The following is a 13268-nucleotide window of genomic DNA, read 5'->3' on the forward strand; positions in this document are numbered from 1 at the left end:
GGATACCGAGTTTTAGGAGAAAGCACTTATGAGCAGAAGTCTCAAAAAGGGCCCGTTCGTGGAGACTCGCCTTCTCTCGCGTATCACCGCGATGAACGAGGCTGGCAAGAAGGACGTCGTGAAGACTTGGTCCCGCGCGTCCACCATCTTCCCCGAGATGGTTGGTCACACCATCGCCGTCCACGACGGCCGCAAGCATGTGCCCGTGTATGTTACCGAGTCCATGGTTGGTCACAAGCTCGGCGAGTTCGCGCCGACTCGTACGTTCCGTGGCCACAAGGCCAAATAGGGGGTTAACCGTAAATGGCAACTAAGTCTATTGAAACTGAGGCCACCGAGGTTCGCGCCGTCGCTAAGTACGTGCGTGTTTCCCCCAGCAAGGCCCGCCTGGTGGTCGATCTGATCCGCCGCAAGCCTGTCGCTCAGGCCTTCGACATCCTCCACTTCTGCGACCGCGCCGTCGCCGTGGATGTCGAGAAGGTTCTCCGTTCCGCCGTTGCGAACGCCGAGAACAACAACGGTCTGCGTGCCGACAACCTGGTTGTCGCTGCTGCCTATGTTGACGAGGGTCCGACGCTTAAGCGCATCCGTCCCCGCGCCAAGGGTTCCGCTTCTCGCATTCTGAAGCGTACTTCCCACATCACCGTCGTCGTTGCTCCTCGAAAGGAGGCGTAAAGCTGTATGGGTCAGAAAGTCTACCCCACCGGCTTCCGTCTTGGCATCACCGAGAACTGGCGCTCCCGCTGGTTCGCAGAGAAGGATTACGCTAAGACCCTCGGTAACGATCTCGAGATCCGCAAGTACCTCGAGAAGCGTCTCTCCCGCGCAGCTGTCTCCCGCGTCGAGATCGAGCGCGCTGGCGACAAGGTGAAGGTCATCATCTTCACCGCTCGCCCCGGCGTTGTCATCGGTAAGAAGGGTGCCGAGATCGATACCCTCCGCACCGAGCTCGAGAAGGTCGCTGGCGTCTCCAAGGGCCAGCTCTCCGTCGACGTTGTCGAGATCAAGCGCCCCGAGCTCGACGCCAACCTCGTTGCTCAGTCCATCGCTGAGCAGCTCGAGGGCCGCGTTGCCTTCCGTCGCGCTATGCGCAAGGCTGTCCAGTCCGCCCGCAAGGCCGGCGCCAAGGGCATCCGTATCCAGTGCTCCGGTCGTCTCGGCGGTGCCGAGATGGGCCGTCGTGAGTGGTACCGTGAGGGTCGCGTGCCTCTGCACACCCTCCGTGCCAAGATCGACTACGGCACGGCTGTCGCCAGCACCACCATGGGTGCCTGCGGCGTGAAGGTCTGGATCTACCTGGGCGAGAAGCTCCCGGGCCAGCCTGTTCCCAACCCTGCACTCGAGGGCTCTTCCCGTCCTCGTCGTCGTAACTCCGAGAGGAGGGGTCAGTAGTGCTTGCCCCTAAGCGTATTCTTCACCGCAAGGTGCAGCGTGGCTCCATGAAGGGCCAGGCCAAGGGTAATACCGAGCTGCATTTCGGCGAGTTTGGTATCCAGGCTCTCGAGGCCCATTGGATCACCAACCGTCAGATCGAGGCCGCTCGTATTGCCATGACCCGCTACATGAAGCGTGGCGGTCGTGTCTACATCACGATCTTCCCCGATAAGCCCATCACCAAGAAGCCTGCCGAGACTCGCATGGGTTCTGGTAAGGGTAACCCCGAGGAGTGGGTGGCCGTCGTCAAGCCCGGCCGCATCATGTTCGAGGTCAAGGGTGTTCCCGAGGAGGTCGCTCGCGAGGCTCTGCGTCTTGCGCAGCACAAGCTCCCCATCAAGACCAAGATCGTTGCTGCCAAGAACGCCGAGCAGCGCATCGAGAAGGAGATGGCTGAGGAGGCCGCTCTCGAGACCAAGTGGGCTGCTGAGGACGCCGCCGCCGCCAAGGAGGAGAACTAATGAAGCCCGCAGAGATTCGTGAGCTCTCGGACGCTCAGCTCGTTGAGAAGCTGAAGGAAATGCGCGCCGAGCTCTTTAACCTTCGTTTCCAGATGGCCACCAGCCAGCTGGACAACACCGCTCGCGTCAACACCGTGAAGAAGGACATCGCTCGCGTCCTCACGGAGCAGCGCGCCCGCGAGATCGCAGCGGAGAAGTCCGCTGTCGCCGAGTAGGACCTAAGGAGAGAACATGACTGATTCGCGTAACTCGCGTAAGGTCCGTACGGGTGTCGTTACCTCCGTCTCCGGTGCCAAGACCATCGTTGTCACCATCACCGAGCGCAAGCGTCACCCCAAGTACGGCAAGATGATGACCAGCTCCAAGAAGTTGCACGCTCACGACGAGGAGTGCACGGCTGGCGTGGGCGACACCGTCCGCGTTATGGAGACCCGTCCTATGTCCAAGATGAAGCGTTGGCGCCTCATCGAGGTCGTCGAGCGCGCTAAATAAGCAGTCGCTCTTACGACTTGTACGTTTCCGAAGATGTGCGTATGCCTGGCTTGCATACCACGGGCCGCATAAAGGCTGCGCACCTCTCTTCGGTTCTTAGTTCGGAGGAACATCTACCATGATTCAGATGCAAACCATGCTGAACGTCGCCGACAACTCCGGCGCTCGCAAGATTCGCTGCATCAAGGTGCTTGGCGGTTCCAAGCGTCGTTATGCAGGCATCGGCGATGTGTTCATCGGTGCTGTCCAGGAGGCTACCCCTGGCGCCAACGTCAAGAAGAAGGACGTTGTCCGTTGCGTCGTCGTTCGCACCGTTAAGGAGATCCGCCGCAAGGATGGCTCCTACATTCGCTTTGATGATAACGCCTGCGTTGTCATCAACAACGATGGTTCGCCCGTCGGCACCCGTATCTTCGGGCCCGTCGCTCGCGAGCTTCGTGACAAGAAGTACATGAAGATCGTCTCGCTCGCTCCCGAGACCCTGTAGTTAGGGGAGATATATGTATATCAAGAAGGGCGATAAGGTCCAGGTTCTCTCTGGTAAGGATCGCGGCAAGCAGGGCGTTGTCCTGCGTGCTCTCCCTGCCGAGAACAAGGTCGTTGTCGAGGGCGTTTCGGTCGTCAAGAAGGCCGTCAAGCCCAACGCTGCCAACCAGCAGGGCGGCATCGTTTCGCAGGAGGCTCCTATCGATGCCTCCAACGTCAATCTCGTTTGCCCCGAGTGCGGTAAGGTTACCCGCGTCGGTCACGAGAAGGACGGCAAGAACAAGCTGCGCGTCTGCAAGAAGTGCGGCCACAAGTTCTAAGCTGCCCGCAACATCTAAGTTGCTAGCAAAGGCCCGGATGCCACGGCACCCGGGCCTTTTTCTATCCCTACTCATTGGGGACAGACTTAAATGAGTGGTTACTCATTGGGGACAGACATAAATGACTAGTCGTTGGGGACGTTCTTAAACGGCTAGTTGATGGGGACAGTCTTGCCACGAAAGCGTCGTACGGGAACGCCCCCAGGTTTCGGCAGCCTGGGACAGTCCCTATGTGCCGACAGTTAGGGATGGTCTTTTGATGTCTGATGCCCCTAGGGGGCAGAGTAAGACAGCCTGCTTTCCTTTAGGGGTTTTGGTGTCCCGCTTTTTTATGCATCATAACGATCGATGCATGCGTATTTACGCACAGAGTCTTGCGCGATAATGCGCATAGCCGCGCAAATATCTGCTAATTATGGTCTAATAATAACCGATAAACAAATAAACACGCAAATACAAGCAAATGCGTGCAAATTTGTGCGAATATAAGGCTGTTGGAAATGAAGAACTTCCGATGACTCAGGAGGCACATAATGACAGATTCCAAACAGGCTCCGCTCGACGCCGAAGCCGCCGCTAAGGCGGCGTTTGCCTCGGTCCAAGATCAGCCGTTCCCTAACGACATCTTTACGGCTCCCGAGCTTCGTTGGGCTGTGATCGGCTGCGGCGTTATCGCCAACCAGATGGCCCAGTCTCTCGCCCTTGCCGGCCGCAAGCTTGCGGGCGTCGCCAACCGTACGCTTTCCAAGGCCCAGGCTTTTGCCGAGCAGTATGGCGTCGAGAAGGTGTACGAGACGGTTGAGGACCTCTACGCCGATCCCGACATCGACGCCGTTTATATCACCACGCCGCATAACACGCATATCACCTACCTGCGCGCCGCTCTGGCAGCTGGCAAGCACGTGCTTTGCGAAAAGGCCATCACCCTCAACTCCGCCGAGCTCGACGAGGCACGTGCCATTGCCGACGAGCATAACGTGGTCCTTATGGACGCCACCACGGTGCTCCACATGCCCTTGTATCGGGAGCTGCGCCGCCGCATGGATGCCGGCGAGTTTGGCCGCATGAACCTCGCTCAGCTCAACTTTGGCAGCTACAAGGAATACGGCGACCTGACCAACCGTTTCTACAATCGCAACCTTGCCGGCGGTGCCATGCTCGATATTGGCGTGTATGCCCTGTCCGTCATGCGCCTCTTTATGGCAAGCCAGCCTGTTGAGGTCGTTTCGCTCGGCAACACCTGTGAGACCGGCGTTGACGTTGCGGGCGGCATCGTCTGCCGTAATGCCGAGCAGCAGCTGGGCGTGGTGAGCCTTACGCTCCACTCCAAGCAGCCCAAGCGCTCGGTCATCAGCTTTGACAAGTGCTATATCGAGGTCAACGAGTATCCCCGCGCCGATCACGCGACCATCGTGTGGACTGCAGACGGCCACCGTGAGGAGGTCCACACCGGCACCGAGGCTTACGCCCTGTGCTACGAGATGGCCGACCTGGAGAAGGCCGTTGCCGGCGATGATTCGAAGCGCGAGCTTCTGGATTACGCTTCTGATGTTATGGAGCTTATGACCAAGCTCCGCGCCGACTGGGGAGTCGTGTACCCCGAGGAGGAGTAAGCGATGCTTGCGGAGGATAGGCTCAACGCGATCGTGTCGATGGTCCAGCAGGCTGGCTCGGTTACTGTGCAAGAGCTTGCCGATACCCTGGGCGTAACGGCGTCTACCATTCGGCGCGACCTGCAGACGCTCGATCGAGCACACCGTATCGCCAAGGTCCACGGCGGAGCGACGAGTCTTGAGCGCGCGCACGTGACGCGCGACCTAACGCTCAATGAGCGCAGCGACCTCCATAACGACGATAAGGAGCGTATCTGCGCCCGCGCCGCGGCGCTGGTGGAGCCCGAGAGCTTTGTATACATCGACTCGGGCTCGACGACGCTCAAGCTCATCGAGCATCTTCCACACCTTGAAGATGTCACCTATGTGACCGATTCCGTGCTCCATGCTCAGCACCTCGCTTTGCGCGGCATGCGTACCGTGGTGCTGGGCGGCGAGCTCAAGCCCGAGACCGAAGCACTCGTTGGCCCCGATGCCTTGGCAACCTTAGACCGCTACAACTTCAACTGTGGCTTTTGGGGTTCTAACGGCATTGCCGCCGAGCAGGGCTTCACGGCGCCCGATATCGAGGAAGCGCAAGTAAAGCGCATCTCGATGCGCCATACGGCCAAGCGCTTTGTAATCTCGGACGCCAGTAAATTTGGCATGGTGGCGCCCGTCAAGTTCGCAGATTTTCGCGACGCAACGATTATTACCGCAGGCGAGGTGCCCGCCAAGTACCGGGCAATGGACAACGTCATCACGGTCTAGCGACGGGACAAATCCAAAACCATCACAAAGGTGCCTGTCCCCATTGTGGTGGTTCGTAACGAAAACCGAGTAGTTTTCTCAATAGAAAAGCGGCAACGTCCATCACAGGCGTTGCCGCTTTCGTTGTCCGCCGGTTTGTCTAAGTCTGTAACAACTGGACCCTTAAAAGTGGGTTAGATGTTACAGATTGAGATACTTCCGAACCGCACCATCCCTTTGTCTCAATCTGTAACATCTGGGACCGATTTTGCCGAGTTATTGTTACAGATCGAGATTTTCCCTTGAGGGGGATTTGAATGTCTCGATCTGTAACAGATAGACCGGAAAATGGGTTCTAACTGTTACAGATCGAGATGTTTTGGGGCCGCGGCTGAGCCATCGTGGCGGCTTGACGTTTGCCCAGATAAAACCTGCCAAAATAAACCTGTCCCTTTTTGGCAGGTTTTAGGGCTCCCAGGGGCAGGGGGCTTCGATGTAGATGTGCTCGCCGGTTACGGGATGGGTAAAGGATACGCTGTGGGCGTGGAGCATGAGGCCACAGGGGCGCGGCGTTCCGTACAGGTCGTCGCCAACCAGGGGATGATGCTCGCTTGCCAGGTGCACGCGGATCTGGTGTTTGCGGCCCGTGAGCAGCTCAACATCGATATACGAACGGGTGGGCAGGCCTCGACGGCTCTTAAGGCGCTTGAGCACCTTGACGCGCGTCTGAGACGGCTTGCCGCTGGCGCCGACGCGCATCTTGCGGCTATCGTGGCGGTCGCGGGCGATGGGCTTGTCGATGAGCTTTTCGTTCCAGTCGATCTTGCCCTCGGCGAGCGCCAGATAGTGCTTTTCGAAGGCGTGGTCGATGACCATCTGGTCAAAGGCGGGCTGCGTCTGCTTGTCGAGCGAGAACAGCACCACGCCGGTAGTGTCGCGGTCCAAGCGGTTGAGCGGCTGCATGTCGGTCGCGGCAAAGCCGTCGCCCATCGCCAGCAAAAGGTCGCTGGCATAGTCGGTAAGCGTGCGCTCGCCGGTGCCGTCGCCGTGGACGATCATGCCGGCGGGCTTATCGATGGCCATGAGCCAGGCGTCGCAGTAGAGGACTTGAGGTTCTTCGTTCACGTGTAAGCCTTTCGGTTAGCTAATTCCCACAAACATGCAGCCCGAAGTGGCGCCGCGCAGGCGGGCGGCGGGCTTACGGCCGGCCTGCGCGGCCTCGACGGCGCGACGGACGCGTGCGACGGCGCGGCCAATCTCATTGGCCTCGAGCAGGGTTCCGTCGACCATGAGACGGCGCACGCCGGCGTCGAGCAGCTGTGGAACCTGCGGTGTGAGGTCGATGGGGTAGGCGTCGTACAGCCGCGAGCGGCCGTGGATGTCGGTACGCACCGGCATGACCTTGCCGTCGATATTCTTGAGCGACAGCTTGCGGGCGCGCAGGCGGCAGTTGGCGCAATCGTGGATGCAGCCATTGGCCACCTGCAGGATGCAGTGCTCGCTCGTCATAACGCGCGGGCGGCCGAAAACGGTGATGCCCAGGGCCGCGGGCGCGGAGGTACCAAGCGAGATAATCTCGTCGAGCGTGATCTCGGGCGAGAGCCAAAACGCCCCGGCTCCGCGCTCGGCGAGTGCCTCCATGCAAGGCGTGTTGTGCACGGGCAGGCAAGAGCGAATCTCGGCCGTGGCACCAACCTGGGCGGCCAGGGCAAGCTCAGAGATGTTGCCAATAGCGACCGTGGCACCGGCAACAACCCACGGGTCGACGCGCGCGTGGTCGACGGCGCGGCAGACCTCATCGAGCACGGGGACAATACCCTGCTCAAACGCATCGGCGGGGGAGAGCTCGGCCGCATCGAGCGCGTCGGTGGTCATGTAGATGCGCGCGGCTCCCTCCGCGCGCGCTGCCTCGGCGGCGTCGAGCGAGGTGACGGTGGCGCAGATCTGAGGCTCATCGCGGTAGTGCTCGGGCGCGGGGCGGGAATCACTGGTGACAATCGCCGGCAGCTCGAGCGTGTGGGCGCGCTCCTCGTAAGGCGCCAGAATGGCCTCCTCGAGCGCCTTGCAAGCGGCGGCGCGCACCTTGTGCACAGCGGAGAAGCCCATGCCACAGCCCTCATCGAGCGCCACGTCAAAGCTCGCGGCCTCAAAGGGCGAGGAGCCCATGCGGCCCACGTGCTCCACCAGATCGGACGCCTCAACCGCGCGGGTCTTGGCGGCCTCGACGGTAAAGCCGGTGGCGGTGGCGGTGAGCGTGGGGTCGTCGCAGCAGGTGAGCGTGACGGTAAACGGCTCGCCCAGACGCGCCACGACGGACACGTCTACGGCGCGGCGGCGTAGCACGTCGCGCTTGAGCGCAGCGCCGGCAGCGTCAATGGCGCGCTGGCTGCGAATCACACGCACGCGGCAGCCCTCGGGCATACTACGGGGCACGCGGCACTCGATGATGTCGCCGGCGGCGGCATCATCGGTAGCGATAGTGGTCAGGAATTGGTCGAACTCATCGTCGTGGCGAAGTTCCAACAGGTCGCCCTTGCCCACGGGCTCAAACAGCTCAATGCGGGCGATGGCGGCGCGGCGACGACGGTCGTCGGGTTTGAGCCCGCGCACGTCGCGGTTGGCCAGACGGCTGCCCAGCACCGTGCCCACAATCTGGCCGCGGTTGTTGGAGCGCTCGTAACTCATCATCTCGTCGCCCGAGGTGCCGTCCTGATAGGCGTGCGTAAAGTCGCGGTTAAAGCAGCGCTTGAGTTGGCGCTGGCGAGCGGCGTCCTCGTCCTTATCTACGACGGCCCCGGCCAGCATGTCATCGATCTGATGACGATACACATCGACGATGGAGTACACGTAATCGGGCGCCTTCATACGGCCCTCGAGCTTGAGCGATGCGGCGCCGGCGTCATACAGGCGGCGAACAAGCTGCGAGGTGTTGGTATCGCGCGGGCATAGCGCGCGCTCGCGACCGGCGGGGGAGAGCGTGCGGCCGTTCTCGTCGATCAGCTCGTAGGGCAGACGGCAGGGCTGAGCGCACATGCCGCGGTTGGCCGAGCGGCCCGCCATGGCAAAGCTCGAGAGCAGGCACAGGCCCGAGTAGCAAAAGCAGATGGCGCCGTGGCTAAAGACCTCCAGGTCAACGTCGGGCGCGGCGTCGTGGATGGCGGCGATCTCGTCGATGGAAAGCTCGCGCGAGAGGGTCACGCGGTCGGCGCCCTGCTCGCGGCACCAGATGGTTCCACGGTCATCGTGGATGTTCGCCTGGGTCGAGATATGGGTTTCGATGCCGGGCATGGTGCGCTTGACCTCAAAGAACAGGCCCCAGTCCTGGATGATAAAAGCGTCGGCGCCCAGCGTGGAGCAGCGGTGGATGAGCTGCAGCGCATCGCTCATCTCGGACTGCTTGATGACGATGTTGACCGTGACGTAGACGCGCGAGCCGGCCAGGTGCGCGGCGCGGCAGGCCTGTTCAAAGGCCTCATCGGTAAAGTTGGTGGCCTTGCGGCGGGCGTTGAAGCTGCCCATGCCACAGTAGATGGCGTCTGCCCCGGCGGCGAGCGCGGCGGCAAAGGGCTCCGGGCCTCCGGCGGGGGCCAGAAGCTCGGGCCTGCGGTTGGTGGTTCGGCTGGCGGTTGCGGTCATATCCTGCCTTTCAAAATGCTCAGATATTCAAAAGTATAGTGGCACCGTCGCGATGGGCGATGCCCGCAGTCTAAGCAGGACAAAGTCTTCAGTAGCCTGGGCTGGCTGACCCGGTGGAGAACCGTTCGGCGGTTCGGGGAAACCGTTGGGCGATAAAATATTATCGCAATCTGATAATTATCTTGCATCGGGCAAAATCATCCCCTACTATCCCAATCAAGCGCGGTGTTCAGACCGAACTGTGCCTCCCGGTGCGAACGCCGCGCTCACGCTCTCTATTTGATCGTAAGGAGAAAAACATGAGCAAGACCGTCGTGTCTTCCGATAACGCGCCCGCAGCCATCGGCCCGTATTCTCCCGGTATCCAGTCCGGCAACATGGTGTTCCTGTCCGGCCAGCTGGGCATCGATCCCGCGACCGGCAAGCTGCCCGAGGGCATCGAGGCCCAGGCCAAGCAGTCCCTCGCCAACGTCGAAGCCCTGCTGACCGCTGCCGGCGCTACGTTTGCCGATGTCGTCAAGACCACGGTCTACCTGGCTGACATCGCCGACTTTGCCGCCGTGAACGAGATTTATGCCTCCAAGTTTGAGGCCCCATTCCCCGCGCGCAGCGCTTTCCAGGTTGCCGCTCTTCCGGCTGGCGGTCTGGTCGAGATCGAGGTCGTCGCCGCTCTCTAAAGCGTTGGCAACAACTAAACATGACATGCAAAAAGACCCTGCAGTGCGTGTGAGCTGCAGGGTCTTTTGTCACGTGACGGATCGCTTGCGGAGCCACCAAGGGCAGTCTTTTGGAACGGGGCCATTTTAGCTACCCCTATATGCAGGATTGATTTTACTTGCGGCTCATCGAAATCGTGGGCAGAGGGAGGGTAGCTAAAATAGCCCCGTCCCAAAAAGACTGCCCGCGCTCCATTTTGCTCGTTAGCCTTCCTTGCGAACTTTTTGCAGGTAGCGGTAGACGCTGGGCTCCGAGATGCCCAGCGAGGTGGCAGCGCAGGCAACAGCGCCCTTGAGCATAAATACGCCGTTGCCGTTAAGGTGGCGAATAACGTCCACGCGATCGGCCTGCCCAAGCGAGGCGACATCCTGGCCGCGGCTTTCGAGCAATTCGGAAATGCTGTGGTCGATGAGCTCCTGTGTAGACTCCGAAAGAATTTCGACCTCGATAGACGCGGGCTCCGCCTGCCTTGGCGCAGCGTCGAAGCAGGCCATGAGCTGCTGAGCCATGGCGTTGATGGAGCGTACCGTGGAAAGATCGGTGTTGACGCAGAGCATGCCGACGATCTCGTTATCCTCGCGAATAAAGTACGTTGCGGATTCCAACGTCTTGCCACCGGCACCACGTCCCTCGTAGCCCGTAATAAACGGCAGGTCGCGATACTTGGGATCTTGCATGATCTTGAGTGCCAGATCGGTGGCGGGACCGCCGACCTTGCGGCCGCTCACGATGCCGTTGCGGATATCGACGATGGCGTGGTCGGGATCCGAGAAATCGTGCAGCACGATTTCGCTGTTTTTGCCGAGTATCTGCTCCAGGAAATCGACCATCGGCAAAAAGCGACGTACAGTCTCGTTCACGGGCAACTCCTTTGGATGAAATCGGAGGTTTCATAACAATTTTTTCTCATGGTAACACGGTGTCTATCGACTCGTATATTCGCAGGTACATTGCGTAATACAGACGAACGGTAGGATTTTGGCGGTAAGCGGTCGACCAAAAGAAAAGTTAGATGTTATTTTGACCAGACACTTTCCTGACCTGCGGAAATGCGTTGTCTCAGCTAAAAAATAGTCTGATAACAAAAAATTATTATTGAGAATGAGAAAATTCTTTAATACGATATTCACCGAAGGCACAACCTCAACCCCGCACTGCGTCACAATAGAGCGCTAGATGCGAAAACAACTACTTCGAGGATTGGTGGTCAAATGGCCCAGGAGACGGTTACGAACGGCACTGAAGCCCTGTTCACTCGCGAAGGCATGCCGCCCGTTAAGGAAATGATTCCGTGTGCCCTTCAGCACGTACTGGCATCGTTTGCCGGCATCATTACCCCGGCGGTCATCATGGCCGGCGTCTACGGCTTTAACAGCCAGCAGAGCACCGACATCATTCAGGTGGCGCTCATTCTTTCGGCAATCGACACGGCCCTTCAGGCCTTCGCTCCTTTCCGCCGCATCGGCGGCGGCCTGCCCATCGTCATGGGCGTCTCGTTCGCGTTCCTGCCGGCCCTGCAGGCTATGGGTGCCTCGGGCTTTAGCTTTGGTGCGCTGCTGGGCGGCGAGATTGTCGGCGGTGCCGTCGCAGTCCTCTTTGGTCTGGCCTACAGCAAGATTAAGTGGCTGTTCCCGCCCGTCGTGACCGGTACGGTCATCTTCTCCATCGGCGTCTCCCTGTATCCCACGGCCGTCAAGTATATGGCCGGCGGTATGGGCACGCCGCTGTGGGGCACCCCGCAGGCCTGGTGCGTCGCTCTTATCACCTTCGCCGTGGTCTTCGCGCTCGCCAACTTTGGCAAGGGCACGTTCAAGCTGGGATCTGTGTTCTTTGGCATGATCGTTGGCATGATCGTCTCCATTCCCTTTGGCATGATCGACTTCTCCAGCGTCGCCACCGCTCAGGTCTTCGCCCTTCCCAAGCTCATGCCCTACGCACTCGAGTTTGATCCCGAGGTCTGCATTACCCTCGCCGTCGTGTTCCCCATGGTTGCCATCCAGGTTATCGGCGATGTCTCCGCCGCCTGCCTGGGCTCCATCGACCGCATGCCCACCGAGCGCGAGCTCTCCGGCGCTATCGTGTCCCAGGGCCTCACCTCTATGGTCGGCGGCCTGCTGGGCGGTCTTCCCACCAGCGCCCTTGGCCAGAACGTGGGCATCATCTGCTCCAACAAGGTCGTCAACAAGTGGGTCTTTGTGATCATCGCGTCCGTCTTTGCCATCGCCGGCCTGTTCCCGCAGCTTTCTGCCGTCCTTTCCGCTATCCCGCAGCCTGTCATCGGCGGCGCGACCGTCGGCGTCTTTGGCACCATCACCATGAACGGCGTGCGCATGTTCACCCGCGAGGGCCTTACGCAGCGCACCACCACCATCGTCGGTACCTCCGTCGTCTTTGGCCTGGGTATCTGGATGGCCAGCGGTTGCCTTGCCGGCGAGGGCATGCCCACCTGGGTGTCCACCGTCATCGGCTCCAATGCCGTAACCCCCACCGCCATCATGGCCATTGTCCTTAACCTGATCCTTCCGCAGACGCTGGTCGTGGCTCAGCACATCGATGCTGCCAAGGACGCTGCCGTGGATCTGGTCTTGCCCGAGAGCAAGAAGTAACTAATTCGGTGCTATTCGTCGGCGGACGCATCGCCTCGTCCGCCGACGCCATGCGGCGCCAAGCCGCACTTCAAAGGGTTTGTCCCGTGGGTAAAATAAGGCTGACGGCAGCCCAAGTGGTGAAGAGCTGGGCAGTGTCGTTGTTTAGATTAAGGGGTCGATGCCTTAACGGCGTCGACCCCTCTTTTTATGCTTCGGAAGCTGCTTGAGTGCCTCGGAAAGTCCGATGAGCGCTGTGAGGAGCGAGACCAGAGCGGTCAGGAGCTTCCGGAACGGTCCGTGTGCGGTGGTGTACCGCCCCTTTTGCGTGCGCCGCTTGTCGAATTACGTTATAGCTAGCTATATTATCGGAAAGTATAATATAGCTAGCTATAACGTAAAGGAAGCTGAGGGTCCGTCCTGTGTTGTTGGTGACGGGGCTTTGCCCGATCGCGTGGTCTTTAGCATTTGCGGTTGAGTGCTCCGTGGATGTTGAGTGGTGGCTGGAGTAGAGCGACGAGTTGAGCGAACGCAGGAGCGGGCGCCGAGGCCTCGTTACTGAAAATTCATTTGTTAAACCTGGCAACCGTGGGTAGAATGAAGTCGACGGCAGCCCAAGGGTGATAGCTGGGCAGCGCCGTTGCTTTGATCAAGGGGTCAATGCCTTAACGGCGTCGACCCCTCTAATATGAGAAAGCCATTGTCAATAGGCGTGTTTGTTCGAGCCCGGTTTTAAACCGGGCTTTTTCGTTTCCCGTCGGGAGGGCCCGCGCACGCTGCACGTTTAGTCGACGC

Annotated in this window: 14 protein-coding genes and 1 pseudogene; 12 read left to right on the top strand and 3 right to left on the bottom strand. The window is 60.0% G+C overall.

Going from position 1 to position 13268, the window contains the following annotated elements:
• Window positions 1-28 precede the first annotated feature (28 nt).
• The 10 genes and pseudogenes from rpsS to ACTM82_RS07505 all read left to right on the top strand — a co-directional run bounded on the left by rpsS (window position 29) and on the right by ACTM82_RS07505 (window position 5556).
• Window positions 29-289: a 30S ribosomal protein S19 gene (gene rpsS, locus ACTM82_RS07460; RefSeq protein WP_006235035.1), complete on the top strand. Its 261-nt coding sequence runs from the start codon at window positions 29-31 to the stop codon at window positions 287-289.
• Window positions 290-303: 14 nt separating this feature from the next.
• On the top strand, window positions 304-675 hold the full coding sequence (gene rplV / locus ACTM82_RS07465) for a 50S ribosomal protein L22 (protein WP_006235036.1): 372 nt from the start codon (window positions 304-306) through the stop codon (window positions 673-675).
• A 6-nt stretch (window positions 676-681) separates the two neighbouring features.
• Window positions 682-1392, top strand: a complete 711-nt coding sequence (rpsC, locus tag ACTM82_RS07470; protein ID WP_154514689.1) for a 30S ribosomal protein S3 — start codon at window positions 682-684, stop codon at window positions 1390-1392.
• Window positions 1392-1808 (top strand): annotated as a pseudogene (rplP, locus tag ACTM82_RS07475) (50S ribosomal protein L16); the annotation flags it as partial. The gene rpsC and the pseudogene rplP, both read left to right, overlap by 1 nt.
• An 86-nt stretch (window positions 1809-1894) precedes the next feature.
• Entirely contained in the window at window positions 1895-2110 is a 216-nt protein-coding gene (rpmC, locus tag ACTM82_RS07480; protein ID WP_006235039.1) for a 50S ribosomal protein L29, read from the top strand.
• A gap of 16 nt (window positions 2111-2126) precedes the next feature.
• Window positions 2127-2387: a 30S ribosomal protein S17 gene (rpsQ, locus tag ACTM82_RS07485; protein WP_006235040.1), complete on the top strand. Its 261-nt coding sequence runs from the start codon at window positions 2127-2129 to the stop codon at window positions 2385-2387.
• A 118-nt stretch (window positions 2388-2505) separates the two neighbouring features.
• Window positions 2506-2874, top strand: coding sequence for a 50S ribosomal protein L14 (gene rplN / locus ACTM82_RS07490; RefSeq protein WP_117734331.1), 369 nt, complete (start codon window positions 2506-2508; stop codon window positions 2872-2874).
• 13 nt (window positions 2875-2887) lie between these two features.
• Window positions 2888-3193, top strand: a complete 306-nt coding sequence (gene rplX, locus ACTM82_RS07495) for a 50S ribosomal protein L24 (RefSeq protein WP_006235043.1) — start codon at window positions 2888-2890, stop codon at window positions 3191-3193.
• A gap of 533 nt (window positions 3194-3726) precedes the next feature.
• Window positions 3727-4806 (top strand): Gfo/Idh/MocA family protein, encoded by a 1080-nt coding sequence (locus ACTM82_RS07500; protein WP_154515174.1) that lies wholly within the window; start codon window positions 3727-3729, stop codon window positions 4804-4806.
• 3 nt (window positions 4807-4809) lie between these two features.
• Entirely contained in the window at window positions 4810-5556 is a 747-nt protein-coding gene (locus tag ACTM82_RS07505; RefSeq protein WP_427717633.1) for a DeoR/GlpR family DNA-binding transcription regulator, read from the top strand.
• 444 nt (window positions 5557-6000) lie between these two features.
• Here ACTM82_RS07505 and ACTM82_RS07510 read toward each other — a convergent pair whose 3' ends face one another.
• A complete protein-coding gene (locus ACTM82_RS07510; RefSeq protein ID WP_427717635.1) occupies window positions 6001-6660 on the bottom strand; it encodes an RluA family pseudouridine synthase in 660 nt (219 codons plus the stop codon).
• A 15-nt stretch (window positions 6661-6675) separates the two neighbouring features.
• Window positions 6676-9171: a DUF3656 domain-containing U32 family peptidase gene (locus tag ACTM82_RS07515; protein WP_441055501.1), complete on the bottom strand. Its 2496-nt coding sequence runs from the start codon at window positions 9169-9171 to the stop codon at window positions 6676-6678.
• 299 nt (window positions 9172-9470) lie between these two features.
• Here ACTM82_RS07515 and ACTM82_RS07520 point away from each other — a divergent pair, with 299 nt between their 5' ends.
• Window positions 9471-9848, top strand: coding sequence for a RidA family protein (locus ACTM82_RS07520; RefSeq protein WP_154514683.1), 378 nt, complete (start codon window positions 9471-9473; stop codon window positions 9846-9848).
• 243 nt (window positions 9849-10091) lie between these two features.
• On the opposite strand, the gene ACTM82_RS07525 is transcribed toward ACTM82_RS07520, so the two are convergent.
• Window positions 10092-10748, bottom strand: a complete 657-nt coding sequence (locus ACTM82_RS07525) for a helix-turn-helix transcriptional regulator (protein WP_441055499.1) — start codon at window positions 10746-10748, stop codon at window positions 10092-10094.
• Window positions 10749-11099: 351 nt separating this feature from the next.
• Between ACTM82_RS07525 and ACTM82_RS07530 the strand changes: the two genes are divergently transcribed.
• The gene (locus tag ACTM82_RS07530) at window positions 11100-12494 is read left to right on the top strand and encodes a uracil-xanthine permease family protein (protein ID WP_441055497.1); all 1395 of its coding nucleotides are present in this window, start codon (window positions 11100-11102) and stop codon (window positions 12492-12494) included.
• The last annotated feature ends 774 nt before the right edge of the window (window positions 12495-13268 follow it).

The organism is Collinsella sp. HCP3S3_E5, assembly GCF_052067635.1.
In the GTDB taxonomy this organism is placed as follows: Bacteria; Actinomycetota; Coriobacteriia; order Coriobacteriales; family Coriobacteriaceae; genus Collinsella.

Bases quoted from the DNA above. Each gene is read 5' to 3' on its own strand.
- rpsC (WP_154514689.1), top strand. From the start codon at position 682: ATGGGTCAGAAAGTCTACCCCACCGGCTTCCGTCTTGGCATCACCGAG.
- ACTM82_RS07530 (WP_441055497.1), top strand. From the start codon at position 11,100: ATGGCCCAGGAGACGGTTACGAACGGCACTGAAGCCCTGTTCACTCGC.
- rplN (WP_117734331.1), top strand. From the start codon at position 2,506: ATGATTCAGATGCAAACCATGCTGAACGTCGCCGACAACTCCGGCGCT.
- ACTM82_RS07500 (WP_154515174.1), top strand. From the start codon at position 3,727: ATGACAGATTCCAAACAGGCTCCGCTCGACGCCGAAGCCGCCGCTAAG.
- rpmC (WP_006235039.1), top strand. From the start codon at position 1,895: ATGAAGCCCGCAGAGATTCGTGAGCTCTCGGACGCTCAGCTCGTTGAG.
- ACTM82_RS07515 (WP_441055501.1), bottom strand. From the start codon at position 9,171: ATGACCGCAACCGCCAGCCGAACCACCAACCGCAGGCCCGAGCTTCTG.
- rplX (WP_006235043.1), top strand. From the start codon at position 2,888: ATGTATATCAAGAAGGGCGATAAGGTCCAGGTTCTCTCTGGTAAGGAT.
- rpsS (WP_006235035.1), top strand. From the start codon at position 29: ATGAGCAGAAGTCTCAAAAAGGGCCCGTTCGTGGAGACTCGCCTTCTC.
- ACTM82_RS07505 (WP_427717633.1), top strand. From the start codon at position 4,810: ATGCTTGCGGAGGATAGGCTCAACGCGATCGTGTCGATGGTCCAGCAG.
- rplV (WP_006235036.1), top strand. From the start codon at position 304: ATGGCAACTAAGTCTATTGAAACTGAGGCCACCGAGGTTCGCGCCGTC.
- ACTM82_RS07520 (WP_154514683.1), top strand. From the start codon at position 9,471: ATGAGCAAGACCGTCGTGTCTTCCGATAACGCGCCCGCAGCCATCGGC.
- rpsQ (WP_006235040.1), top strand. From the start codon at position 2,127: ATGACTGATTCGCGTAACTCGCGTAAGGTCCGTACGGGTGTCGTTACC.